At 55.0% G+C, this 23,929-nt stretch carries 21 protein-coding genes; 10 read left to right on the top strand and 11 right to left on the bottom strand.

The genetic code is table 11. The features are described from left to right. The first annotated feature begins 82 nt into the window (after positions 1-82). Positions 83-3,568, top strand: a complete 3,486-nt coding sequence (gene carB, locus PVA19_RS08920; RefSeq protein ID WP_062440386.1) for a carbamoyl-phosphate synthase large subunit — start codon at positions 83-85, stop codon at positions 3,566-3,568. A 90-nt stretch (positions 3,569-3,658) separates the two neighbouring features. Here carB and PVA19_RS08915 read toward each other — a convergent pair whose 3' ends face one another. From PVA19_RS08915 to PVA19_RS08905, 3 genes are all read right to left on the bottom strand, one after another. After that, the gene (locus PVA19_RS08915; protein WP_274102102.1) at positions 3,659-4,444 is read right to left on the bottom strand and encodes a YfdX family protein; all 786 of its coding nucleotides are present in this window, start codon (positions 4,442-4,444) and stop codon (positions 3,659-3,661) included. A gap of 199 nt (positions 4,445-4,643) precedes the next feature. Then, entirely contained in the window at positions 4,644-6,095 is a 1,452-nt protein-coding gene (locus PVA19_RS08910; protein WP_274102101.1) for a UdgX family uracil-DNA binding protein, read from the bottom strand. Then, on the bottom strand, positions 6,095-7,327 hold the full coding sequence (locus PVA19_RS08905; protein WP_062440378.1) for a putative DNA modification/repair radical SAM protein: 1,233 nt from the start codon (positions 7,325-7,327) through the stop codon (positions 6,095-6,097). The genes PVA19_RS08910 and PVA19_RS08905 overlap by 1 nt, the downstream gene beginning before the upstream one ends. Positions 7,328-7,548: 221 nt before the next feature. Here PVA19_RS08905 and greA point away from each other — a divergent pair, with 221 nt between their 5' ends. Together greA and PVA19_RS08895 are read left to right on the top strand one after the other, a co-directional pair. Then, positions 7,549-8,025: a transcription elongation factor GreA gene (greA, locus tag PVA19_RS08900; RefSeq protein WP_062426441.1), complete on the top strand. Its 477-nt coding sequence runs from the start codon at positions 7,549-7,551 to the stop codon at positions 8,023-8,025. Positions 8,026-8,056: 31 nt separating this feature from the next. Beyond that, positions 8,057-9,115 (top strand): glycosyltransferase family 4 protein, encoded by a 1,059-nt coding sequence (locus tag PVA19_RS08895; RefSeq protein ID WP_274102099.1) that lies wholly within the window; start codon positions 8,057-8,059, stop codon positions 9,113-9,115. Positions 9,116-9,263: 148 nt separating this feature from the next. On the opposite strand, the gene PVA19_RS08890 is transcribed toward PVA19_RS08895, so the two are convergent. The 5 genes from PVA19_RS08890 to PVA19_RS08870 all read right to left on the bottom strand — a co-directional run bounded on the left by PVA19_RS08890 (position 9,264) and on the right by PVA19_RS08870 (position 14,069). Then, positions 9,264-10,052: an FkbM family methyltransferase gene (locus PVA19_RS08890; RefSeq protein WP_274102098.1), complete on the bottom strand. Its 789-nt coding sequence runs from the start codon at positions 10,050-10,052 to the stop codon at positions 9,264-9,266. Between the two features lie 107 nt (positions 10,053-10,159). Further along, positions 10,160-11,218 carry a glycosyltransferase gene (locus tag PVA19_RS08885; protein WP_274102097.1) on the bottom strand — a complete coding sequence of 353 codons (1,059 nt, stop codon included), beginning with the start codon at positions 11,216-11,218 and terminating at the stop codon, positions 10,160-10,162. Between the two features lie 52 nt (positions 11,219-11,270). Further along, a complete protein-coding gene (locus PVA19_RS08880) occupies positions 11,271-12,062 on the bottom strand; it encodes a glycosyltransferase family 25 protein (RefSeq protein WP_274102095.1) in 792 nt (263 codons plus the stop codon). 9 nt (positions 12,063-12,071) lie between these two features. Continuing rightward, entirely contained in the window at positions 12,072-13,106 is a 1,035-nt protein-coding gene (locus PVA19_RS08875; RefSeq protein ID WP_112360277.1) for a glycosyltransferase, read from the bottom strand. Positions 13,107-13,256: 150 nt separating this feature from the next. Continuing rightward, positions 13,257-14,069 carry a glycosyltransferase family 25 protein gene (locus tag PVA19_RS08870; RefSeq protein WP_274102093.1) on the bottom strand — a complete coding sequence of 271 codons (813 nt, stop codon included), beginning with the start codon at positions 14,067-14,069 and terminating at the stop codon, positions 13,257-13,259. Positions 14,070-14,303: 234 nt separating this feature from the next. Between PVA19_RS08870 and gmd the strand changes: the two genes are divergently transcribed. The 6 genes from gmd (at position 14,304) to PVA19_RS08840 (ending at position 20,677) form a co-directional block, all read left to right on the top strand. Continuing rightward, positions 14,304-15,374 carry a GDP-mannose 4,6-dehydratase gene (gene gmd / locus PVA19_RS08865; RefSeq protein ID WP_274102092.1) on the top strand — a complete coding sequence of 357 codons (1,071 nt, stop codon included), beginning with the start codon at positions 14,304-14,306 and terminating at the stop codon, positions 15,372-15,374. An 8-nt stretch (positions 15,375-15,382) separates the two neighbouring features. Further along, positions 15,383-16,339, top strand: a complete 957-nt coding sequence (gene fcl / locus PVA19_RS08860) for a GDP-L-fucose synthase (protein ID WP_274102276.1) — start codon at positions 15,383-15,385, stop codon at positions 16,337-16,339. A gap of 7 nt (positions 16,340-16,346) precedes the next feature. Further along, positions 16,347-17,216: a WlaTC/HtrL family glycosyltransferase gene (locus tag PVA19_RS08855; RefSeq protein WP_274102091.1), complete on the top strand. Its 870-nt coding sequence runs from the start codon at positions 16,347-16,349 to the stop codon at positions 17,214-17,216. Between the two features lie 368 nt (positions 17,217-17,584). Then, positions 17,585-18,592, top strand: coding sequence for a glycosyltransferase family 10 domain-containing protein (locus PVA19_RS08850; protein ID WP_274102090.1), 1,008 nt, complete (start codon positions 17,585-17,587; stop codon positions 18,590-18,592). 153 nt (positions 18,593-18,745) lie between these two features. Further along, positions 18,746-19,498, top strand: a complete 753-nt coding sequence (locus PVA19_RS08845; RefSeq protein ID WP_337993149.1) for a DUF1647 domain-containing protein — start codon at positions 18,746-18,748, stop codon at positions 19,496-19,498. Positions 19,499-19,528: 30 nt separating this feature from the next. After that, positions 19,529-20,677, top strand: coding sequence for a glycosyltransferase (locus tag PVA19_RS08840; protein ID WP_274102088.1), 1,149 nt, complete (start codon positions 19,529-19,531; stop codon positions 20,675-20,677). A gap of 128 nt (positions 20,678-20,805) precedes the next feature. Here the strand turns inward: PVA19_RS08840 and PVA19_RS08835 are convergent, their stop codons facing one another. Then, positions 20,806-21,630, bottom strand: a complete 825-nt coding sequence (locus PVA19_RS08835) for an alpha-1,2-fucosyltransferase (protein ID WP_274102087.1) — start codon at positions 21,628-21,630, stop codon at positions 20,806-20,808. Positions 21,631-21,714: 84 nt separating this feature from the next. Continuing rightward, positions 21,715-22,476, bottom strand: coding sequence for a glycosyltransferase family 25 protein (locus tag PVA19_RS08830; RefSeq protein WP_274102086.1), 762 nt, complete (start codon positions 22,474-22,476; stop codon positions 21,715-21,717). A 218-nt stretch (positions 22,477-22,694) separates the two neighbouring features. On the opposite strand from PVA19_RS08830, the gene PVA19_RS08825 reads away from it, so the two are divergent. Continuing rightward, positions 22,695-23,432 (top strand): glycosyltransferase family A protein, encoded by a 738-nt coding sequence (locus PVA19_RS08825; protein ID WP_274102085.1) that lies wholly within the window; start codon positions 22,695-22,697, stop codon positions 23,430-23,432. Between the two features lie 10 nt (positions 23,433-23,442). On the opposite strand, the gene PVA19_RS08820 is transcribed toward PVA19_RS08825, so the two are convergent. Then, positions 23,443-23,910, bottom strand: a complete 468-nt coding sequence (locus PVA19_RS08820) for an Lrp/AsnC family transcriptional regulator (RefSeq protein WP_062598662.1) — start codon at positions 23,908-23,910, stop codon at positions 23,443-23,445. Positions 23,911-23,929 lie beyond the last annotated feature (19 nt).

Genomic DNA, 23,929 nt, shown 5'->3' with positions numbered 1-23,929 from the left:
AAAAGATTTGGAATTGCGCGCCCCGGCCGGTGAAGTTTCACCATGGCCGTTTTTTGCGCAACACGAAAGCGGAACGAGAGCCATGCCAAAGCGCCAAGATATCAAATCCATCCTCATCATTGGCGCGGGACCGATCGTCATCGGTCAGGCATGCGAATTCGACTATTCCGGCACCCAGGCCTGTAAGGCGCTGAAGGAAGAAGGTTACCGGGTCATCCTGGTCAACTCCAACCCCGCCACCATCATGACCGACCCCGGCCTTGCGGACGCGACCTACGTCGAACCGATCACGCCGGAAGTGGTTGCCAAGATCATTGCCAAGGAACGCCCCGATGCGCTGCTGCCCACCATGGGCGGCCAGACGGCGCTGAACACCGCGCTCTCCTTGAAGCGCATGGGCGTCCTCGACCGCTACAATGTCGAGATGATCGGCGCCAAGCCGGAAGCCATCGACAAGGCCGAAGACCGCGCCCTCTTCCGCGAAGCCATGGCGAAGATCGGCCTCGAAACCCCACGCTCGATGCTGGCAAACGCCACCGAGATCAAGGACGCCGACCGCAAGAAGCATGAGGCAGCCCGCGCAGAGGTGAAGAGCAAGCTTTCCGGCGCCGACCTCGACAAGGCTCTGGACGAGCTGGAAAACCAGTGGAACCTCGGCGAGACAGACCGCAAGCAGCGCTACATGGCGCATGCCATGGCAATTGCCGCCCAGGCGATCGACCATGTCGGCCTGCCAGCCATCATTCGCCCGTCCTTTACGCTTGGCGGCACCGGCGGCGGCATTGCCTATAACCGCTCGGAATTCTTCGATATCGTCTCTGGCGGTCTCGATGCCTCGCCAACGACGGAAGTTCTGGTCGAAGAATCGGTTCTCGGTTGGAAGGAATATGAAATGGAAGTCGTCCGCGACAAGGCGGACAACTGCATCATCATCTGCTCCATCGAAAACATCGACCCGATGGGCGTTCATACCGGGGACTCGATCACCGTTGCTCCGGCTCTGACGCTGACGGACAAAGAATACCAGATCATGCGCAACGCCTCGATTGCGGTTCTGCGTGAGATCGGCGTCGAAACCGGCGGCTCGAACGTGCAGTTCGCCGTCAACCCGAAGGATGGTCGCCTCGTCGTCATCGAGATGAACCCGCGCGTCTCGCGCTCGTCCGCGCTTGCCTCCAAGGCAACCGGCTTCCCGATCGCCAAGGTCGCGGCCAAGCTTGCCATCGGCTACACGCTGGACGAACTCGACAACGACATCACGGGAGGCGCGACGCCTGCCTCCTTCGAACCGTCCATCGACTATGTCGTGACGAAAATCCCACGCTTTGCCTTCGAAAAATTCCCCGGCGCTTCGCCGATCCTCACCACCGCCATGAAGTCCGTCGGTGAAGTGATGGCAATTGGCCGTACCTTTGCCGAATCGCTGCAGAAGGCGCTGCGCGGCATGGAAACCGGCCTCACCGGTCTCGATGAGATCGAAATCCCGGGTTACGAAGAAGGCGAAGGCTCCAAGAACGCCATCCGTGCTGCCATTGGCACGCCGACGCCGGATCGCCTGCGCATGGTTGCCCAGGCACTGCGCACGGGCATGTCCGAAGCCGAAGTGCACGAGAACTCCAAGATCGATCCATGGTTCATCGCCCAGTTCAAGGCGATCGTCGACATGGAAGCGCGTGTGCGTGAACACGGCCTGCCGACCGACGCCGAAAACCTGCGCATGCTGAAGGCCATGGGCTTCTCCGACGCCCGCCTCGCCTCGCTGACCGGCAAGCGCCCGAAGGAAGTGGCCGAACTGCGCAACAGCCTGAATGTGCGCCCCGTCTTCAAGCGCATCGATACCTGCGCTGCCGAGTTCGCCTCTCCGACCGCCTACATGTACTCCACCTATGAGATGCCTTTCGTCGGCGCACTGCGCTCCGAAGCACAAGTCTCCGACCGCAAGAAGGTCGTGATTCTCGGCGGCGGTCCGAACCGTATCGGCCAGGGCATCGAGTTCGACTATTGCTGCTGCCATGCCGCCTTCGCGCTGAAGGATGCGGGCTTCGAAGCGATCATGATCAACTGCAACCCGGAGACGGTTTCGACCGACTACGACACCTCCGACCGCCTCTATTTCGAGCCGCTGACCGCTGAAGACGTGATCGAGATCATGCGCGCGGAACAGGAAAAGGGCGAACTGGTCGGCGTCATCGTGCAGTTCGGTGGTCAGACGCCGCTGAAGCTAGCAGAAGCGCTGGAAAAGAACGGCATTCCTATCCTCGGCACCGCACCGGACATGATCGACCTTGCCGAAGACCGCGACCGCTTCCAGAAGCTGCTGATGAAGCTCGATCTGGCGCAGCCGAACAACGGCATCGCCTACTCGGTCGAACAGGCGCGTCTCGTCGCCTCCGAAATTGGCTTCCCATTGGTCGTTCGCCCCTCCTACGTTCTGGGTGGCCGCGCCATGCAGATCATCCATTCGGAAGGCCAGCTGCAGACCTATCTCCTCGATACCGTTCCGGGCCTCGTGCCGGAAGACATCAAGCAGCGCTACCCGAACGACAAGACCGGCCAGATCAACACGCTGCTCGGCAAGAACCCGCTGCTTTTCGATAGCTACCTGACCAATGCTGTCGAAGTGGACGTGGATGCGCTGTGCGACGGCGAAAGCGTCTTCGTCTCCGGCATCATGGAGCATATCGAAGAAGCCGGCATTCACTCGGGCGACTCCGCCTGCTCGCTGCCTGCCCGCTCGCTCTCGCCCGAAACGCTGGATGAGCTGGAACGCCAGACGGCAGCACTTGCCAAGGCGCTGAAGGTCGGCGGCCTGATGAACGTGCAATACGCCATCAAGGACGGCACCATCTACGTTCTGGAAGTCAACCCGCGCGCGTCGCGTACCGTGCCCTTCGTCGCCAAGACCATCGGCGCGCCGATTGCCAAGATCGCAGCCCGCGTCATGGCGGGTGAAAAGCTCGATGCGGCGATCGCCGCTTACGGCGAGAAGCCCGATCCACGCAACTTGAAGCACATCGCCGTCAAGGAAGCCGTATTCCCCTTCGCCCGCTTCCCCGGCGTAGACATTCTGCTCGGACCGGAAATGCGTTCCACCGGCGAAGTCATCGGTCTCGATACCGATTTCGCGCTGGCATTCGCCAAGTCGCAGTTGGGTGCTGGTGTCGACCTGCCGCGCTCCGGCACGGTGTTCGTCTCGGTCCGCGATCAGGACAAAGAAGGCGTTCTGCCAGCGATCCGCATTCTGGTGGAAGCAGGCTTCAAGGTTCTGGCAACCGGCGGCACGCAGCGTTTCCTCGCGGAGCAAGGCATCGCAGCCGAGAAGATCAACAAGGTGCAGGAAGGTCGCCCTCACATTGAGGATGGCATCCGCAACCGTCAGGTCCAGCTGGTCATCAACACCACCGACAGCAACAAGGCGATCTCCGACTCCAAGTCGCTGCGCCGCGCAACGCTGATGCAGAAGGTCCCCTACTACACCACCATGGCCGGTGCCGAAGCCGCAGCCCTTGCCATCAAGGCGCTGAAGGCCGGCAATCTCGAAGTGAAGCCGCTGCAGAGCTATTTCTAAGGCACCGTTTCCGTTCGAAAGGTAAAGTGTTCAAAACAAAGGCCTCCCCAACCGGGGAGGCCATTTTCATTGCAGTATGTGGAAGGGCAATTAGCCCTTTGGAGCAGCGGTCTTGTCTGTCGAAGGCGTAACCGCTGCGGCATTGGCAGGCTTTTCTGCCTTTGCCTTGTAAGGCTGACCGTAGATATCGACGATGTTGAGCATCGCGTTATCCGTCACATCCTTCAGCACCGCATTGGCTTCATAGAACTTGCCCTGGTTGATCAGGTCGGCAGCCTTGCCAACATCGGTGACTGTCTGATTGAGCGGTAGGGCGGCGGTGATGAACTCGACATCGACATCCGCGACAGCAAGCTTTTCAAGCGCACCCTGGCGATCGGAGGTCTTCAGGCTCTTGTTGGCTTCGGTGATGGCCGCGACCTTTTCAGGCGTTGCCTTGAAGTCTTCACCGAGCGTCAACTGCGAGTCGACTGGCAGCCATTGGATGGGTGTTGCAGATGCGGGCTTCGCATCCGCCTTTGCATCACCAGCGACGGGTGCCTTGGTGGGCTTCGTCAGATCCGCTTCAGCCTTCATGAAGACTGCTTCGTCCTTGGAGGCCTTCTGCAGCTCGTCCTTCGCCTTGTTGATGAAGGTCTTGGCCTCATCCGGCTTCGCGTTGAAGATTGCCAGGCGTGTTGCCTGAATGTCGGCCAAGGCCTGTGCGCCGTCCTGGGAGAGACGTCCAACATCCTTGTCGATGGCCTTATTCGGAACAACAGCGCCCTTGGTTTCCGTCTGCGCTGCAGTTGCCGATGCAGCTTCGGCAGTGTAAGCAATTCCGCCGAGCATAGTACCGGCAACAAGAATAACAGCAAGATTATTACGAATAGACATGATACAAATCCTTTTATAACTTCCACATACAACATCCTAACCACCGTTGGATGTTGATGCTGATTAAACTCCCAAAAACGGAGGTAGTCGCATTACAATTACTTCATGAACGGCTTTTAATGTTTAGAAACAGCGCATTTTCGAAAAGGGCGAACTGTTCTACTGCGGCAGCAAGAACCAGACGCGGGGACGCTTCACCTCACGCTTCGGACAATCGCCGCACGGCGCGCAAGTCTTCGACGAAGAGCGCCCTCTCCTGCGCCTGACGTGCCGGGTCGGGAATTCTAAGCAGGTAGGATGGATGGACCGTGGCAAAGAGGATGCGTGAATTCTCCATGGGGATCGGCCGGCTGCGAACGCTCGAAAGCGTCTCTTTCGTCCCCGTCAAAGCGTAAACCGCCGTTGCGCCCATCGCGACGATCAGCTTGGGCTGAACAAGATCGATCTCCCGCGTCAACCACCAACGGCAACGCTCAACCTCACCGGCATTGGGTCGTTGGTGAATGCGTTTCTTGCCCCGCGCCTCATATTTGAAATGCTTGACCGCGTTCGTCACATAGAGCGATGGACGCTCGATCCCCGTTTCCCCCAGGACCTGATCGAACACCCTACCCGCCGGACCGATAAAGGGTCGCCCGGCAAGATCTTCATGATCTCCCGGCTGCTCACCGACGACCATCACCTGCGCCTTCTCAGGCCCCTCGCCGAAGACGGTTTGCGTTGCGGCACAATGTAGCGGGCACATCTGACAGCTTTGAGCTTCACGCTTCACGCCAGCGAGCGTGTTTGCATCCGGCAGCACTTCCTGCGGCTTGGCTGCGGCCGCCGCCTGGATGCGATGGTGAAACATCTGCGGCTCGGTCGCAGCCTTGGCCGCCATGCCAAGCACGCGCGCCTCCGCGCCGATGACAAGTTCCGGGATGAGATCAGCCTCTGGCAGGTTCTTCCAGTATTTCTTCGGCATTTCCGCCGTCATGGCTTTGATCTTCAGCCGCGCCGGATTGAAGATATTGGCATAGTAGGTGCGCCATAACTCATCCGTCTCGTCGGAAATATCCGGCCGCTCCGCTGGTTCGCGCGACGTCTCAAGCAATTGACCATTCCACCGCGCAGACCCTTTCGGAGTCGCGATCAGCCAATCCATGTCGTTGAAGCGCCGCTGGAAGAACGGCGCCTTTCGCTCGACAATGAAATGATCCGGCTCAAACCACGCAATGAAGCAGCGCCGTGCTTGCGCGCCCTCGCCCGGCACTTCCTTGAAACGGACGAAGGCGGTCATCTTGTGGCTGTCGCGACGGACGGATTTCTCCATTTGCCGGGCCGCTTGAACATCGGGATCGGCCTTGATCTGCAATAGCGCCCGATCCTGCTGCAGCCGCCACAGGAGACGATACAGCAAAGAAAAGCGCGCCGGATCGCTGTGGCAGATGATCGCCTCCGCCAATGGCAGGAAGGCCGATGGAACCGTGATCTGCGCTGGCGTCTTCGCCACCGGTAGAGAGGCCTGCTGCTCGAAATCAAGACGCGTGCCGCGGTCGCTCTTCAGCCGCCAATCCACCTCGCTCGGTGCCACACTCGCCGCAAGAAGCGAACGCGCGGCATCGCGCCATTCGCAAAAATTGCCCCTGCCCTCCAGTTCGACCGCATACATCACAGCAACGACAACTGTTCCGGTGGCGGTGTAAACATGGCGCGCAGGTCGGGCCGCTCGGTCAACTTGCCCGGCGTCCAGCCATCCGCGACGACAAACGCCTTCACCTTCTTCAGCGATACGCCAAAGCGCGCCAGATCTTCCAAGCGCAGTCTCCGAAAGCGGCGCGAAGACAGGATGGAGTTCACCGTCTTCACGCCGAACCCAGGCACGCGCAGCAGCATCTCTCTCTCACCCGAATTGACATCGACAGGAAACTTCTGGCGGTTGCCGAGCGCCCAGGCGAGCTTGGGATCGATATCGAGATCGAGCATTCCGTTCTGTTGCGTCGAGGTAATCTCGCCGATGTCGAAGCCGTAGAACCGGTAGAGCCAATCGGCTTGATAGAGCCTGTGCTCGCGCATCAAGGGCGGCTTGATGAGCGGCAGGTTCTTCGACGAATCCGGAATGGGGCTGAAGGCGGAGTAATAGACACGCCGCAGGCCATAGCTTCCGTAAAGCCGCGCACTGGTCGAAAGAATCGTGCCGTCGTCGGCGCCGTCGGCACCGACAATCATCTGCGTGCTCTGCCCCGCCGGCGCAAAGGTCTTGACCCGCTTCGTCTTCAGGGTCGGCTCGCCCGCCTCCTCGATCTTCAAACGGATATCCGCCATGGAGCGACGAATATTGCCGGGCTGCTTTTCCGGCGCGAACTTGCCAATTCCGCTATCGGTCGGGAGTTCGATATTGATTGAGAGACGATCGGCATAAAGCCCCGCTTCTTCAATCAGATGCGGCGATGCTTCAGGGATGGACTTCAGGTGGATATAACCCCGGAAGCCATGGGTGACGCGCAATTCTTTTGCCACGCGCACCAGTTCCTCCATCGTGTGGTCGGAAGAGCGAATGATGCCGGAAGAAAGAAACAGACCCTCGATGTAATTTCGCCGATAAAATTCCAGCGTCAGCCACACGACCTCTTCCACGGTAAAGCGTGCGCGTTCGACATTGCTCGACGAACGGTTGATGCAATAGGCACAATCATAGATGCAGAAATTGGTCAGAAGAATCTTTAAAAGCGAGATACAACGACCATCCGGCGCATAGGCATGACAGATGCCCGAACCCTCCGTCGACCCCAGCCCGCCGCTTTGCGCCGAGTTGCGTTTCGAGGTCCCGCTGGACGCGCAGGAGGCGTCATACTTCGCTGCATCCGAGAGAACTGCAAGCCGCTCTTTGATTGACTTCTTCATAGTATGTTCTTTATATGTTCCAATGACGAAAGTCAAATCACAAGCGGAGCACATTGAAAATGCTTGTTTTTTACGGGCCTTTTAATTTGCTGGCATTTCAGGATGCTCTTCTGATATAGTCCGACAAATTGTGATTTTGACATGGTTCCGAAGTTTTGCTCCGGAACCTGTTTCTTTTTGTGTCTGCGACTACCGCGGTGCGAATGTGAAGGAATAAAAAGATGGTAGAAAAAGTACCGATGACCCAGGGTGGTTACGTCAAGTTGCAGGAAGAACTTCGCTGGCGTCAGCAGGAAGAGCGCCCGCGCATCATCGAGGCGATCGCCGAAGCGCGCGCCCATGGCGACCTGTCGGAAAATGCCGAGTATCACGCCGCCAAGGAAGCGCAGAGCCACAATGAAGGCCGCATCTCCGAGCTCGAAGATCTGACTGCGCGCGCCGAGATCATCGATCTCTCCAAGATGTCCGGTTCCAAGATCAAGTTTGGCGCCACCGTCAAGCTCATCGATGAAGACACCGATGAAGAAAAGACCTATCAGATCGTTGGCGATCAGGAAGCCGACGTGAAGGAAGGTCGCATTTCGATCTCCTCTCCCATTGCCCGCGCCCTGATCGGCAAGGAAGTCGGTGACAGCATTGAAGTGAATGCGCCTGGCGGCTCGCGCGGCTACGAGATCCTGTCCGTCAACTGGAACTGAATCCCCCGCTCCTGTTGCGAGACTTCAAGACTTGCCCCATGTCGATCTGAGAGATGTCCGCGTCCTTGCGCCGAACTTCAAGCGCAGGCTCTCGGGCGTGACATCCACGATCATTCAGCTCGTGCCGGTGCAGAACCGGCTCGGGCAGAAGATCGCCGTCATCGGCCCCGGCCTGCCCGAAAGCCTGCCATATGTGCGTTTCCGCGATCTGTGGCGGCTCTGGCAAAACGGTCCGGCAGGCAGACCGCGCGTCTGGCACGCGCGCCGCAATATAGAAATGCTGCCGGCCATCATCATGCGCGATATTCTGCGCATGAAGCTGAAGATCGTCTTCACCTCCGCCTCGCAGCGTAAGCACACTGGCTGGACCAAGTTTCTGATTTCCAGAATGGATGGCGTGATTGCCACCAATAGCCAGACGGCTTCTTATCTGGAGGTACCGAGCACGGTCATCATGCACGGCATCGACACCGATCGCTTCTCCCCGCCCGCCGATAAGCCTGAGGCAAAAGTCGCACGCGGCCTCGATCCTCAGCGCAAATATGCCGGCTGCTTCGGCCGTATACGGCACCAGAAGGGTACGGATCTCTTCGTTGACACGATGATCCGCGTTCTGCCAGACCACCCGCAATGGTCGGCCATCGTTGCCGGACGCGCGACAGGTCCGCATGTGGATTTCGAGAATGGCTTGAAGGAAAGAGTGCGCGCCGCAGGTCTTGCCGACCGCATTCTCTTCGTCGGAGAGCATACCAACATCAACGAATGGTACCGCGCGCTTGACCTCTTCATCGCCCCCCAGCGCTGGGAGGGATTTGGCCTCACCCCTCTGGAAGCCATGTCGACGGGTGTGCCTGTGATCGCAACGGATGTCGGAGCCTTTCCGGAATTGGTGCGTGAAGGCGAAACCGGCACCGTCATTGGCCGCGATAATCTCGATGCGATGACTAATGCGGCGAACCTGTTCCTGAGCGACGAGCAATTACTGAGAGCAGCAAGCGCAGAAGCAAGAATCCTGGCGACGAACAAATTTGATTTGCGGCAGGAAGTGGACGCCTTGTCAAAGTGCTACCAAGACGTCGCCTTCGAATGAAGATGCTTTGCAGGTGGTTCAAAAATTGCCGTTTGCCGGCGAAAGTGATGGTTTCGGGAACCGGAGCACGGCGTCTTGAATGTAGGTGAGCACCACAAGCACAGAAGTTGCCGTTTGCAATCCCCAATGAGGATTTCTGAATGGTGTCTTAGACTTTCATGAAAAGGAAGCGATACCAGTTCCGGTCCCAGGCAACTAACTCGTAATTTCTCTTTAAAAGAAAGTTGGCAACGGGCACCAGCGTGCTTTCCTGTGCCATTCCACGTTCGAAACCACAATCGACCGTCACGAACTTTGCGCGAGTGAGCGCTGCCTCAGCACCGAGAAGAACTTCAGGCTCCGCACCCTCTGCCTCAATTTTCAGAACCGCGATGTCGGTGATGGCTGCGTCAGAAATGTACTTGTCGATGGTGGTCGTTTTGATTTCTTTTTTGGACACAATATCGGTTTGTTCAAAAACTGATGAATCAGCCGTGTTGGGCTTCGAGTAGAATGTGAGAGTGGTTTCCTCTGACCAAAGCGCCAACCGATTGCATTTCGGCTGCCCTTGGAACGCATTGATATCACAGCAATCTGCCTCTAGTTGCTCCGGCTCGAAGGCGTGATATTGCCAGCCTCGCGCACGTGATACCAACCCCAGTTCGCCAATATTCGCGCCGCAATCAATGAACGCACCGGTAACGTCTTGGGGAATTTTGTCGAGATTATAGGACGTCATCAAAATTTGCAGGCGTCTCCCAATACCATTCTTGTAGAATGGCGCTCGTATCCTTCTGCAGAAGATGAGCGATTGCTCACCATCGTCGACTTTAAAAAAAGGTTCGCGCTCCGCGCGTGAGTAATGTGAACGTCTACCTTTAAACTTCATTCTTACATTAACGAAATGGAGGACCATAGAGTAGTAAAGAAATAAGGCTTTGCTAAATTTTGAATTCATACTGTAGCTCGCGACAGAATAGTATTTCTGTCTAAGCATTAAGAAAAACTGCCTACCTAGGATAGGGGACCAGCTCTATTTAGTGACGTTCCCACAGCCTTCGCGTTCTAAACGTTTGGACCGAGCGACGTTCCTCGTCTCAGCCCCTCGAAAAATTCGAGATATTGATCGACGATCCGCTCTGCGGAAAAGCGTGCGGCCAATTGCTCTCGCCCACCTTGAACCAGCTTCGCTCGAAGCTCGGGCGACCCTTGCAGACGCAAGAGCGCCTGCGCCATACCCTCGACATCGTCGATCTCGGTGAAGAGAGCGCTTTCATCATGCGCAGCTGCCCAGGACGGCCCTTCGGTTTTGGTGGACACCACAGCCACTTCCGCCTTCCAGCCTTCGAGTAGCACGTTGCCAAGCGGCTCCTGTCGGCTCGGCACGCAGAACATATCCGCCGCCTTGATATAGGCCGCCGGCTCCGATACCCAGCCGATGAAGCGGACGCGATCGGCAATCCCAAGCTCTTGCACCAACCGCTCCAGATCGGCTCTATCGGGGCCATCGCCTACCAGCCAGAGCCACAGGTGAGGCGTCGCAGCGATCGCCCGCAGCAAGGTATCGAAACCCTTGGTCGGCACTAAGCGGCCAAGACCGCAAACCAGAGGAACATCGTCCGGCGTCGAAAAATCCGACCGCTTGACGAGGGAAGTGCCAACCTCGCCCGGAAAATTGGATATAATCGTCGTCTTACCCTGCCAGCCGAGTGTACGGCAGTGTTCGATGACATTCGGTGCATTGCCGACGATGGCATCGGTGTTGCCGAAATAGCGGACGTGATGAGGATAGTCGCCAAGACGCACGACGCGTATGGCATGACCGGCGTCCGGCATCAGCCGCGCCGTCGGCGCACGCCACCCCATCACCACATCGGCCGGCCACCGCTTCATCGAGCGCTTCAGCAACTGTGTGCGCAGCCACCAGTTGGGCCAGCGGCGAAGATAGTAGCCCTCATGCACCATCCCCCGATCGTCAAGCTCGTGACGCCACGTTACGCCCGGCCGGATGGCGAATTGCTGCTCTATGCCACGCTCGTGAAAAGCGCGGGTGAGGCGCAGGAAGAATTGCTCGGTGCCGCCATCCGTGCCGAACTGCAGATGAAAGATCCGCTTCACGCTCATCGTAACGCACTTTCTCGGGCTTGGACTGTAAGGTGATTGTAACGGGGCGAGATCACAAGAAATACTTCCGCTTGGTCGCGATCAGCTTGTCCACCAGAAGCCGCCGCTGTTTGCGCAGACCATAAAGGAAGCTGCGGGCATTACGGCTTCTCGATATCTTTCCGGGATGCGCAATATCGCTGACCGCATCGGTGGTGGACACGGGCCTTGGAAAGAAAGAATAGCCGCCGCCAACGCGGGTGATCCAGTAGCGGAAGAAGTTATCGACCGGCGCGAAGATCACACGGTGTCCATCGACGAACTCCTGCGCACCTTTCCTCGACCACAAGATGGCACCTGTCGTCATCGGAAAATAGTGGGCGGAGCAAAGAGTAAATATATTTTTCCCGAAGCTCATGGTCTTCAGTGGACGGAAGATCTTCAGCTTCTCATTGCCCATGTTGACGATCCGCCAGTCGGGATCATGCGCATTGAGAAAACCGATCGTTTCCGTCACGATCGCCTGCAGAGCTTCATGCGGTGCGGCGTCATCTTCGATTACTAGGCAGTAGGATTGGTCCGTGCGAAGAAACGCCTTCGCCGCATTCAAGTGACTGTAATAACAGCCGATTTCGCCACCGACCAACTCGCGCCCCATATAGCGTCTGGCAGCCGCGGCATCATAATCGGCGACCGTGTCGAGGGACAGCTTGCGTCCATCGAAAGCCGAGAGACGCTCGAATGCGACGCCGGCTTTCTCAAGCGACGCCGACACCTGTGAGAAACGCTCCGTGCTGCCATCCAGATTGATGACGTAGCAGCAGAAATCGGCATTTGCCGGGATGTCATTTGAGTTGGAGACCATCAAAACGCCCTACCGTTTCATCTGCTTGAACAGATCGAGATAGGCATCCACCACCGCATCCTTGCGGAAATCGGCGTCAAGCCGCGCCCTGCCCTGCTCTCGCAATTTCGCCGCCAGTTGATCATCTGTGCGGATGCGATTGATCGCCGCAAGGGTGCCATCCACATCGTCGATGTCACACATGAGCGCATCTTCCCCATCCCGGATGAACCAGGAAGGCCCTTCGGAACGGGTGGAGACCACCGGCACATCCGCCTGCCAGGCTTCGAGCACCACATTGCCAAGCGGCTCATGGCGCGATGGCATAACGAAGATCGAGCCCGCGGCAACATAATCCATCGGCTCCTCGACCCAGCCGGTGAAGCGGGTGCGGTCTGCCATGCCCAGTTCCTGCACCAGTTGCTCCATCTCGGCCCGCTTGTCGCCTTCGCCGATCAGCCACAGCCAGGCATCGGGAATCTGCGCCACGGCCTTGATCAGAACATCGAACCCCTTGCGCCGGATGAACCGTCCGGTACCCACAACGAGGAAGGCATCCTCCGGTGTACCCATGCTGGCACGCGATACCGGCTTGATGGTGGTTTCACGAACGAAATTGGAGACGACCTTGACCGGCTTCGTCCATCCCAATTGCACGCAGGCCTCGGCAATGCCGGGCGCATTGGCGACAATGAGATCGTTGTTACGGAAATTCTTGAGATGACGGGGATAATCGCCAAGCCGCGTCAGCCGCACGCTGTTGCCATGTGCTGGAACAAGCCGCGAGGAGCGCGACATCCAGGCCATGACCACATCCGGCTTCCATTCGCGCATGATTTTGTTCACCTGCCAGCGAAGCCAGAGTGCCTTTGGCGAGATGCGGCGATATTCGCTTTCAATGGTGGGACCAAGGGCTGCAATCTCGTCGCGCCAGATGCGACCCGGACGCACGATAAAGCGCTGCTCGATCCCACGATCGCCAAACGCTGTTGCCAGATTGACGAAAAAGCGCTCGGCACCGCCCTCCTTGCCGAAATGCATATGAAGAATTCTTTCGGCACTCATCCACTATCGCTCCGCACCCGGCCAACGCTTAAGCGCTATATAACCGCGTCCGATAATAGTCCACGTGACTTATAGGGCAAAAGTGTGCTTGGCGGCCTTGCGAACAATAAAGGTAGCCAGAAACTGAAGCTTATGCAGACCAAATGACCGTTAGGGCGCGGAATCTTTCCAGAAAATCTCTCTGATGGCGCCGCGCTTGGTCAGGAAAACCACGAGCTGCCGGTGAATCTGGCTGATCTCGTTCCAACCCCGACGCAGCTTCCTCAGTTTCAGCCGCCAGCCCGTGGGGCGAGCGGCCTTCCCGAACTTGGCAATATCGGAGTTGTACTCATAGTGCCGCTGCGTCGCCATTGCCGGCTGGACGATGAATGGCTTCAACTGCCGGAAGACCGGCGACACCGTGTCGTTGAAAAGAAAATGATCGACAGGAACCCTCATCCGTCCTCGATAGGACAGCGCTAGCTGCGCGGCCCGGCGCGACAGAATATAGGCCCCGCCCCCGACATGCCGTGAATACATACGGTGCAGAGCGCGCTCCGTGCCAGGGACCTTGATCTCAGCATCCCCCAAGAGGACCTTGGAGATACCGGAGCCGAATTTCTCCAGCTTGATCACATCGACATGAGGGGGAATCCAGTCGTCAGACCGCAAGAGATTGGAGACATCGCCTGAGAGAAACACATCGTCCTCAAGCATCAAACCGAACCGCGCGCCTGTCTGCAAAAAGGCTTCCCATGCATAGGTGTGGCTCACCGTGCAGGACCGATCGCCGAGGCCGAGCGCACCGAGTGGCCCCGCAGGTGTAATGACGCCATCCAGAACCGCTTCATCCACCTTCGTGGCATCGCAGGCATCGACGCGGGTAAACGCCACGCCACGCTCTTGAAGATGATGCGACACGCGCTCCAGCCTGTCCTCGCGGCGCGCAAGGTTAATGACGAAAACGGGAATGGCCTGGTTCATGTCGCACTCTTCCAACTCTTGAAGCCCAACAAGGCCTTCGCAGCTCAGCGACTCTATAGGCTTTTCAACGATCACAGCACAAGATGCGCCGCCAGCGAGGCCCGGTCTCAATACTCTCAAGACATCGGCGTCAACTTCCCGGTTTATTTTGCCGACGACTTGCGGTATCGCAGCGTGAACGCGCGCCTGCTTCTGCTCGACGCGCCAGCGCGAAGAAAAGATGAAAGCAAGCCGATGTCCGAAAAAGCAAAAGTAGCCCTCATTACCGGCGTCACCGGCCAGGATGGTGCTTACTTGGCTCAACTGCTGCTCGACAAGGGCTACATCGTCCATGGCATCAAGCGCCGTTCCTCGTCCTTCAACACCGGTCGCATTGAAAACATCTATCAGGATCCGCACGAGGAAAACCCACGCTTCATCCTGCATTACGGCGACATGACGGACGCAACCAACCTCATTCGCATCGTTCAGGAAACCCAGCCGGACGAAATCTACAATCTCGCCGCCCAGAGCCACGTTCAGGTTTCCTTCGAAACGCCGGAATACACCGCCAATGCCGACGGCATAGGCACGCTTCGCCTGCTGGAGGCGATCCGAATTCTCGGTCTCGAAAAGAAGACCCGCTTCTACCAGGCCTCCACCTCCGAGCTCTACGGGCTCGTACAGGAAGTGCCGCAGCGAGAAACCACGCCCTTCTATCCCCGCAGCCCATACGCTGCAGCCAAGCTCTACGCCTACTGGATCGTGGTGAATTACCGCGAGGCCTATGGCCTGCATGCCTCCAACGGCATCCTATTCAACCATGAAAGCCCGCTGCGCGGCGAGACCTTCGTCACCCGCAAAATCACCCGCGCCGCCGCCGCCATCAAGCTCGGCCGCCAGGAAAAGCTCTACCTCGGCAACCTCGACGCCAAGCGCGACTGGGGCCATGCGAAGGAATATGTCCGCGGCATGTGGATGATGATGCAGCAGGACGAGCCAGACGACTACGTTCTCGCCACCGGCGAAACCACCCCCGTCCGCACCTTCGTGGAATGGGCCTTCGCCGACGCCGGCTTCACGCTGAAATGGGAAGGCGAAGGCGTCAACGAAAAGGGCATCGACACCGCAACCGGCAAGGTGCTGGTGGAAGTAGACCCCCGCTACTTCCGCCCAACGGAAGTCGATCTCCTGATCGGCGACCCGACGAAGGCACATGAGAAGCTGGGTTGGAAGCATGAGACGAGTGTTCGGGAACTGGCAAGAGAGATGGTTGTCGAGGACTTGCGGCTCATGCAGTCCGACACCATCGCAAAAGGCGTATAGCCATGAGCATCTATAACCTTCAAGGAAAACGCGTCTGGGTGGCCGGCCACCGCGGGATGGTCGGCTCGGCCATCGTCAGGCGGCTTGAACAGGAAGGCTGCGAAATCCTGACCGTCGGTCGCGATACCGTCGATCTCGCAAACCAGGCGCAAACGAGCGAATGGATAATGGAAAACCGTCCACAAGCGGTCTTTCTGGCGGCAGCAAAAGTCGGCGGCATTCTCGCCAACGACACACGCCCGGCCGAATTCCTCTACGAAAACTTGATGATCGAAAGCAATATCATCGACGCATCCTACCGCGCTGGCGTCGAAAAGCTGCTGTTCCTTGGGTCATCCTGCATCTACCCGAAGTTCGCGGAACAACCGATCAAGGAAGAAGCACTCCTCACCGGCTCGCTTGAACCGACAAACGAATGGTACGCGATCGCCAAGATCGCCGGCATTAAGCTGACGCAAGCCTATCGCAAGCAATACGGCTGTGACTTCATCTCAGCGATGCCAACAAATCTGTATGGCCCGGGCGATAACTTCGATCTGAACTCCAGCCATGTTCTGCCAGCTCTTCTTCGCAAAGCTTGTGAGGCCAAAATACGCGGCGACAAAGAGATCGTTATATGGGGCACCGGCACCCCACGCCGTGAGTTTCTCCATTCGGACGATTGTGCGGACGCGCTCGTTTTTTTGATGAAGAACTACTCGGAAGATGCGCATATCAACGTTGGTAGCGGTGAAGACATCTCCATCCTGGATCTCACTCAACTGATCTGCGACATCGTGGGCTTCAAGGGCGAGGTCAAGCACGATCTCAGTAAACCGGATGGCACGCCGCGAAAGTTGATGAGTGCGGGAGAATTGCGTGCAATGGGGTGGGAGCCCCACATTGGGTTGAATGCCGGAATCAAAGGCATGTTGACCACGTTTATGGCGAGTTTTAACAACCCAGTTAAACGAAGTATTCAATGAGGGCGGCTTGAAGATACTTATCGTTACGGCGTTTTACGATCTAGGCCGGGCCAAATGGGATATATCGCCTCGTTCAAAAGACGACTACATCAAGTTCGCGACAGAATATGTTAAGAGAATGTCGCCGCCGAAATACATATTGACCGACGAGCTCGGAGCGATTTCCGACGGATTTGACCACAAGGATATAGCTGGCTTCGGTGAGCTTGAGGCTCATAAGTATCTACAGGAATCACGGCGCACTTTATCCTCTACGTCTTTCTCGGAGTTAACAAAAAAGGCAAAGGTTGATAGAATAGAGTATCATCATGCCGAGTATAACATCGTAGGATTAGCGAAGTGGGATGCTATCGAACGTGCCTTTTTAAGAACAAGTGGCAGTTTCACGCACTATTTATGGCTGGATTACGGGCTGGGAAGACGCGGAGGCGCTGCACCGTTTCTTCCATCCCTCACCCAGGTGACACCGCGCGCCAGAAGAAAAATTGTCTTGTCCGCCAAGAAAACCGAGAGATTAACTGACATCAAACCTGAAGAGCTCAGAATGCGGGTCGTTGAAGGAAGGTTCGCCTGCGCGGGAGGAATGCAGCTTGTTCCAGCAGAACTGGTCTCTAAATACTGCAGCTTGGCACGGTCTTCATACAAGAAATTACTGGAGCTTGGATTGTGCGTTAACGATCAAGTTATTCTTGATGTAATGAGCGTCACGAACTCCGATATGTTTCATTTAGCAACGCCGCCGAAATATTTTGATGTATTCGAAAATATTGATCGCGTCCTACGCGGAGTCGACGGTCCGCTCGACCTTACAAGAGCTCCTCTGATCAAAAAAATAGCTGCGAAGGCGGCAAAGGAAGATTTCTTCCGGCGGATGTAAAGCAATTGAAACGTCAAGTGGCACAACAACTGAAAGTATGCATATGCAAATCGATGACACGAATGCTGCCGACTTAGTCCGACATTTCCGGTCTGTGCACCACCAAGTCTGATCTATAGCGAAACGACTCAAAGATCATCACCGACAACTCTGGAACGGCAAAGGTATCTTCGTTCTTCACACCCATGAACTTATCTGCAAGAGTTTGGGCATTTGACCAGCGCGATTTGGGCGAACTTTACCGAGACACTAAGGCCGATGAGCGAAGAGAAAATGAAAACGATGAGGCGAAGGCTCTCGCCAGCCACTAACTTCGACTTTTGCCACGTCTGAACACTATTCAACGGCGAAATAACAAGGACCTGGAAATGCCCAAAGTTGGCCTGATATCGTCATGTACGCCTGAGTTCTGGCTACGATATTTTCCAGACAGGTCTCCCTACTGGAACGGTATCGAATTTGAGCTTTCCGGCGATGTGAACGATTGCGACCTCATTGTCGCATTCAACGAAATTCCAGAGGATCAATCCGGAAAGATCAAGGCAACTACTAGCATCTTTTTGGCATCCGAACCACCCAGCATTAAAACCTATAACGAGAGATTTCTATCTCAGTTTGACGTGGTTTATGGAGTTGATCAAAGCAGCAGACACAAGAACTTGATTGTAGGCCACGTTCCAACACTCTGGCATATTGGATTATGGGATGAACAGGGCGTCCCACTCAAAAAAATGTGGGATTATTCTGACTTTGAACAATTTCAACCGACAAAAAAAAAGTCCATTTCGATCATCACGTCCAACAAAGCATACACTACGGGGCATCGGCAACGCATTGAGTTTGCGGAGAAAATAAAAAATTACTTTGGAGATGAGGTCGATTTGTTTGGCAGGGGCAGAAATAATTTCGGTGATAAGCTGCAGGTAATTCCTGAGTACCGCTATCACATAGCCATCGAAAATAGCTCGTACTTTGACTATTGGACAGAAAAGCTTTCTGATACATATCTTTCCATGACCTTACCTATATATTGTGGTTGCCCAAACATCGGCGAGTATTTTTCAGACAAACAAATCATCACCATAAACCCCAGAGACCTGGAAGGATCACTGAAATCCATCAAGACGGCTTTGGAGTCGGATCGAGCAGAAATCTCAGTTGACGCAATTCGCGCCGCGAGAACAAAAGTCCTGAGTGAATACAATGTGATAAATCTGATTTCAAAAATATGCAACAACGTCACTCTCACTAAGTACGCCAAGAGTAAGACATTGTTTTCTGAAGTCTCTTTCGAGAGGCGATATAGCCAGGTCCGGAACGGCGCGAAAGCGCTGTGGCACGCAGCTAAACTACATCGTTCGCGAAGCAATTCTTGACGGCAATTTTACGTTAAATACATTTAAATATGGGGAACCAGATATATTAAAGTAAATAACCCAGAGGAACAAAAGAGAAAATGCGACAGAGTAATATTATTCATAACAATAATAACATAAAATAACTAGGGTATATATTTTATATGGGAGGAGATGATGATTAGGATATCGAGACACTTGTTAGATTTACTGAGGTATCACCTAAAAAGGCCAAAGCTAACTTTGGTAACCGCAGCCGATGAAACCCATGCCCGTTCTTTAGAGCAATTTCTAAAGAGCGCACAGAAAAATCATCAAAAAGATAAAATGGTTATAATTGATCTTGGTCTATCGGACGAAAGCGTCCAAAGACTTCAAAAAATAGACCTGCCATCGGACATCAGACGATTCAATTACAGCAAATATCCCGCATGGTTCGACGTGAGCGTTAATGCTGGCGAGTACGCGTGGAAGCCAATAATAATCAATGACATTGTTCAAGAACAGGGTGGCGTCGTCATCTGGATGGACGCGGGAAATATGATCCTTGGCAAACTCTGGAGACTTCAAGCACATGCTCTGAAATATGGCTTGTTCTCTCAAGACTCATCAGGAGACTTGGCGAGATGGACACATCCGGCGACCCTAAGCTATTTTAACAAAGATATAGAATGGGCCAAAGGAAAAAGAAACATCAATGGCGCATGCATAGCCGTATACTCGGAGCACCCAACGGCAAAAAGCATTGTTCCTGAGTGGGCACGATTGGCGACGATCAGAGAAGCAATTGCTCCGATTGGATCGAACAGGCAGAACCACAGGCAGGATCAGGCTTTGCTGTCTGTCTTGCTCAATCTGTCAGGGAGGATACCCAATAGCTACAGCCAAAAATCGCTAAATTTCGCGACACATAAAGACGTAGAATAGCAATACTCACCGCACATTTGGTACAGTTCAATGAAGATCGCACTTATCGCTCCGGGTCTGATCAGCGTTCCACCTCAAGGTTGGGGAGCCGTCGAGACACTGGTTTACGACTATAGCCTCGAACTTCAAAGGCAAGGATGTGATGTACTGATCGTCAACCAACAATCGGCAGACGAAGTTATCGAAAAAGTGAATAGTTATAATCCCCATTTTGTACATTGCCACGCGGACAATCATATTGGAATCATGACTCGCATAAATTGCAAGAATAGGGCATTCACGTCTCATTTTGGGTATCTGGAAACCCCCCACCTGTTTCCCAAGTACATCGCCAGCACGCACAGTTTCGCCGTCTCTCAGGAGGATTTATATTTATTTTGTCTGTCTCCTTCAATTGCGCAAATGTATCTTCGGGATGGCGTTGATCCTAGGAGGATCCGTATCACTCCCAATGGCGTCAACACGGGTCTCTTCAAATACGATCCCGCGCCGACGAAGCCTCACAAAAGCGTATGTCTGGCGCAGGTCAGCGTCAGGAAGCGTCAGAGCTTGGCACAGCGCGCTCGGGCCGATATCGATTTCGTCGGCGGTATAGGAAGTTACTCCAAGGCATACCGTGCCGGTTTCAACCCTACAACTGAAAGTTATCTGGGGGAATGGACGAGAGAAGACGTTTATAATGAGCTTACGCACTACGGCAATTTGGTACTGCTAAGTGAGGCAGAAGCCCATCCCTTGGTATGTTTGGAGGCACTCTCATCAGGCTTAGGAGTGGTTGTCAGCGAAGCATCGTCGGCGAACCTCGATACCGCAAGATCTTTTATTACCGTAGTTCCTGAAGAGAAGATTAAAGATCTTAAATATTTGCGCGAAAAAATTGTTGAAAATCGCGTTCAGGCAGTCAAGTCTCGAGAGGAGATCATCGCATATGCCAAGAGCTTTGATTACAAGAACATTGTGGACCGCTATAGGCAGATTGTTGATGACATAGTATCCGACACCTCGAAAATCCAGCCGGTGTTTAGCATCGAAAAAAGCCACTTCGTCCCACTCGCTTCGAATAGCCCCCAACGCAAGACCCGATTTAGGCGAGCTCAGGGACTTACGAGACGTGTGGTCGTTTTCTACTGGATCGTCAAAAGTAAATTGCTGCGGCGGGGTGGGAAGAAATCCCCTTGATGCCGATGCCCAGAGCATTTCCTGTTAAAATCGAATCGTCTAAGACGCTCAATCTTTTTGTTTTGATGCAGACCGGACGCAAAATCGCCAACGCACTTTTGCTGGACGTGCTAGCGCGAAACTCTGGTTTATACGCGCTCCCATTGCACCGGAACCAAGTCGCTGGCGTTGTGTGCTTCGGAACGAAACCATCGAGCGGGCGCGATCACATGTTTATCTTGGCGCGGATTGAGCCAGGCGCCCCACCAGCTAAAGGTACTATTGGCAATAATATGGGAATGGCACCTGGCCATAAGATGCATATCCTCCCCGTCGCGACCGTCTGATTGCGGTTCAACGAAAACCATTCGATCAAAACTCGGAAGGTTATTACGCGCCCACTGCGGGTCATCGGAGAAAACAAAGAATGTGACGGGGCCTGTATGCTCAACCATCCTCTCCATCGCCGCACGATACCATTCCGGTTCGCAGGTGCCATGGGTTAAGTTCGCAGTGGGGTTTGTGACATAATCTCCTCTACGCACGTGGACGGACACAGCGATTTCCGCGTTTCGGATTTGACTAAAGCTTCTTTCTCTTTCACCGCTGAAAGGTCGCTTTAGCGAAAAATCCTGCCTGATAGCGTCCGCATGAACTGTAAAATATTTCTCGCTCTGCCAATAACCGGATAGATGCACTGAACCACGCAGTTGCAGGATGGCGGGATCAAAAGAGATGGACTTTTCGATCACCTGAGCAACACGGCCCGCGTTTTTGAAAGAGGTAATGATTTTTCCGAAGAAGCTTTTGCGGAGGCGGAAAGGAATTTCTTTTTCGTCTGCTACGTCACAGTGAATACCAAACTGATCAAGCTGGAACGACCGCAATTTATATCGATCCATCTCAGTCAAATCGAGTTTGAGTGTCTGATTCTTTTCAATGGAAAGCGCCCGTCCGACAGCATACTGAAACATCTGGTTACCGAGTCCGCCTACTATGCGAGTAATAATCACCATATTTCCCAACTGCATACTTGATCGAAAGGCGGTATTCTTGCTCTATTTTGAGTGGCGTTGCCAGCGACCGACATAGCAAATATTGAATATAAAGCGGGCGAACTTGTCTGCTGTCCGGTAAAGCGCGCGCCGGTGCCTGAATCTTCGCGACTTCTTTTCACGTTCTTTACCTTGCCAGATTTCCGATTCCGCTGCCGTTTCTGCGGCATGGGTCACAGGCGACGGAGAAAAACTGTAGCAGTTGACGCCGTGCAACCAGAACCGGTCGAGATGGCAGTCCACAGGCTCGAACCACACCTTCGCCGTCTCCACCAACTTTTTGGCAGCTCTCGGGGAAACCGCGTAGCATGATGTGCCGTGCGGACCGATCTTCAACCTGACGATGTCCAGCCCTTCCGCCGGCGTCTCCACGACTGCCCACGGTGGTCTCTTGTGTCGAGAAAACCGTATGACGCCATACTTCTCAATGCGATCAGCCGCCACCTGATACGCCGTGAGGAAGTTTTCATTGAGCGCCACATCATCTTCAAAAATCAGCAGCGGCTTATCTTCTGAGATGCAGCGTTCCCAAAGAAGATAGTGGCTGGCGTAGCAACCCAGTTCGCCACCGGTCAAAGTGTAGCCACGGCGCATTTCAGCCATTCGCGGATCGAATCTGGCAAAAAGAGGATGTGGTCCTGAGCGCCCATCGACCGCTTCGAAAAAGCTATAGGGCAGACCCAGCGGATCCAACAAAGCAGTCATCGCATCGCGCCGCTGGTGCGAGCGAGCCAAATTGACCACAACGATATCAAGCTGTTTCATGTCCAGTCCCGAAACAAAGGTTCCGTCCCCTAACACATAGCGGTCAGAGGTAAAATGGATATTCCTTGCCACCTATCGCAAAGGAGTTGGTTTTGTTTCGGACATGAAGTGGCTCATGCATGCCTCGAGACCAGTCTGTCGTTGAAACGACATACGGAAGTCATTAAACCTCAGACCGCCTGAACAATTGCCTGCAGCCTTTTTGAGGACTTTGCCGAATGCCGCCAATCGATATCTGCCTTGTCGCTGGCCGCAGGCCGGAGCTCCTTGAGAGAACGCTGAAGAGCTTTAAGGCCTCGATGTTCGATCGTTTTGAAATCGCCAATTTCTACGCTAATATCGATCCGATTTTTGGTGATACCGATGATGAGGCCGCGACGATAGCGGTCATTCGCTCCCTCTTCCCGAACGCTCGCATCCATACGCCAGAGCAACCAGGCTTCTGCAAGGCGGTGAAATACCTCTGGCAGCAGGCGCAATCCGAAATCCTGTTTCACCTCGAGGATGATTGGCTGCTTGATGAGCAACTCGACCCAACTGAAGTCTTTCGCATCTTTTCTGACAAAGACGTGGCCCAATTATCCTTGAACCATTACCACAAGCACTGGAATTTCAGATACGGGCATTTCCATCGCCGCTGGGACAGAAAGACCATCCTCGGCATCCGTTTCAAAGTCGGCAAGCCATTCCCGCTATTCGCCACCTCGCCCTCTTTCTTGAAAACCGATTTTGCCAGAACCGCGGCATCACTCATGGATGATCGCTACGATCCCGAAAAGCAGTTCTATGACGGTATCAATCCGGCCATGGAGGACTTCGTGCGTCCCTACAAGAACTACATGCTTGGGGCGAAAAAGCGCTTTCTCATTACCGATATCGGGCGCGAGTGGCGCGATGAGCGGAAGTTGACCAAGACTTATGTCGATGGCGTTTCCAACTGGGAAAAGGAAGGCTGACCGCCTCCCCTCAAACCTCAACCAATCCCAACCGTTTCACCTGCCGGATGGTCAACATCGTCCGCACCGTCTCCACATGCTCGTCGGCGGTCAGCACCTCGATGACGAAATCCTGAAACTGCGTGAGGTTTTCGGCCACGCAGTGAAGCAGGAAGTCGCTGTCGCCGGAAACCATCCAGGCCTGGCGCACCAGCGGCCAGCGGTCGGTGGCGGCGGCGAAGGCTTTGAGGTTGGCTTCGGACTGGCGCTTCAGGCCGACCATGCAGAAGGCCACGAGATCGAAGCCGAGCTTGGGGGCGTTCAACATCGCGTGGTAACCTTCGATGATGCCGGCCTCTTCCAGCTTGCGCACGCGGCGCAGGCAGGGCGGTGCCGAAATGCCGACGCGGTCGGCGAGCTCGACATTGGTCATGCGGCCGTCGCGCTGCAGTTCACGCAAGATTTTGAGATCGATGGCATCGAGTTCGACGCTGGCCACGCATGCATTCCTTCGTCAG

Origin of the sequence: Agrobacterium sp. CNPSo 3708 (genome assembly GCF_028674915.1) — a bacterium.
Lineage (GTDB): Bacteria > Pseudomonadota > Alphaproteobacteria > Rhizobiales > Rhizobiaceae > Agrobacterium > Agrobacterium cavarae.
Note: the sequence above shows the minus strand (reverse complement) of the source record. Positions and strands in the feature narration are given on the sequence as shown.

Coding starts and splice junctions, on each gene's coding strand:
- carB (WP_062440386.1), top strand. CDS start 83: ATGCCAAAGCGCCAAGATATCAAATCCATCCTCATCATTGGCGCGGGA.
- PVA19_RS08915 (WP_274102102.1), bottom strand. CDS start 4,444: ATGTCTATTCGTAATAATCTTGCTGTTATTCTTGTTGCCGGTACTATG.
- PVA19_RS08910 (WP_274102101.1), bottom strand. CDS start 6,095: ATGTATGCGGTCGAACTGGAGGGCAGGGGCAATTTTTGCGAATGGCGC.
- PVA19_RS08905 (WP_062440378.1), bottom strand. CDS start 7,327: ATGAAGAAGTCAATCAAAGAGCGGCTTGCAGTTCTCTCGGATGCAGCG.
- greA (WP_062426441.1), top strand. CDS start 7,549: ATGGTAGAAAAAGTACCGATGACCCAGGGTGGTTACGTCAAGTTGCAG.
- PVA19_RS08890 (WP_274102098.1), bottom strand. CDS start 10,052: ATGAATTCAAAATTTAGCAAAGCCTTATTTCTTTACTACTCTATGGTC.
- PVA19_RS08885 (WP_274102097.1), bottom strand. CDS start 11,218: ATGAGCGTGAAGCGGATCTTTCATCTGCAGTTCGGCACGGATGGCGGC.
- PVA19_RS08880 (WP_274102095.1), bottom strand. CDS start 12,062: ATGGTCTCCAACTCAAATGACATCCCGGCAAATGCCGATTTCTGCTGC.
- PVA19_RS08875 (WP_112360277.1), bottom strand. CDS start 13,106: ATGAGTGCCGAAAGAATTCTTCATATGCATTTCGGCAAGGAGGGCGGT.
- PVA19_RS08870 (WP_274102093.1), bottom strand. CDS start 14,069: ATGAACCAGGCCATTCCCGTTTTCGTCATTAACCTTGCGCGCCGCGAG.
- gmd (WP_274102092.1), top strand. CDS start 14,304: ATGTCCGAAAAAGCAAAAGTAGCCCTCATTACCGGCGTCACCGGCCAG.
- PVA19_RS08850 (WP_274102090.1), top strand. CDS start 17,585: ATGCCCAAAGTTGGCCTGATATCGTCATGTACGCCTGAGTTCTGGCTA.
- PVA19_RS08845 (WP_337993149.1), top strand. CDS start 18,746: ATGATGATTAGGATATCGAGACACTTGTTAGATTTACTGAGGTATCAC.
- PVA19_RS08840 (WP_274102088.1), top strand. CDS start 19,529: ATGAAGATCGCACTTATCGCTCCGGGTCTGATCAGCGTTCCACCTCAA.
- PVA19_RS08835 (WP_274102087.1), bottom strand. CDS start 21,630: ATGTTTCAGTATGCTGTCGGACGGGCGCTTTCCATTGAAAAGAATCAG.
- PVA19_RS08830 (WP_274102086.1), bottom strand. CDS start 22,476: ATGAAACAGCTTGATATCGTTGTGGTCAATTTGGCTCGCTCGCACCAG.
- PVA19_RS08825 (WP_274102085.1), top strand. CDS start 22,695: ATGCCGCCAATCGATATCTGCCTTGTCGCTGGCCGCAGGCCGGAGCTC.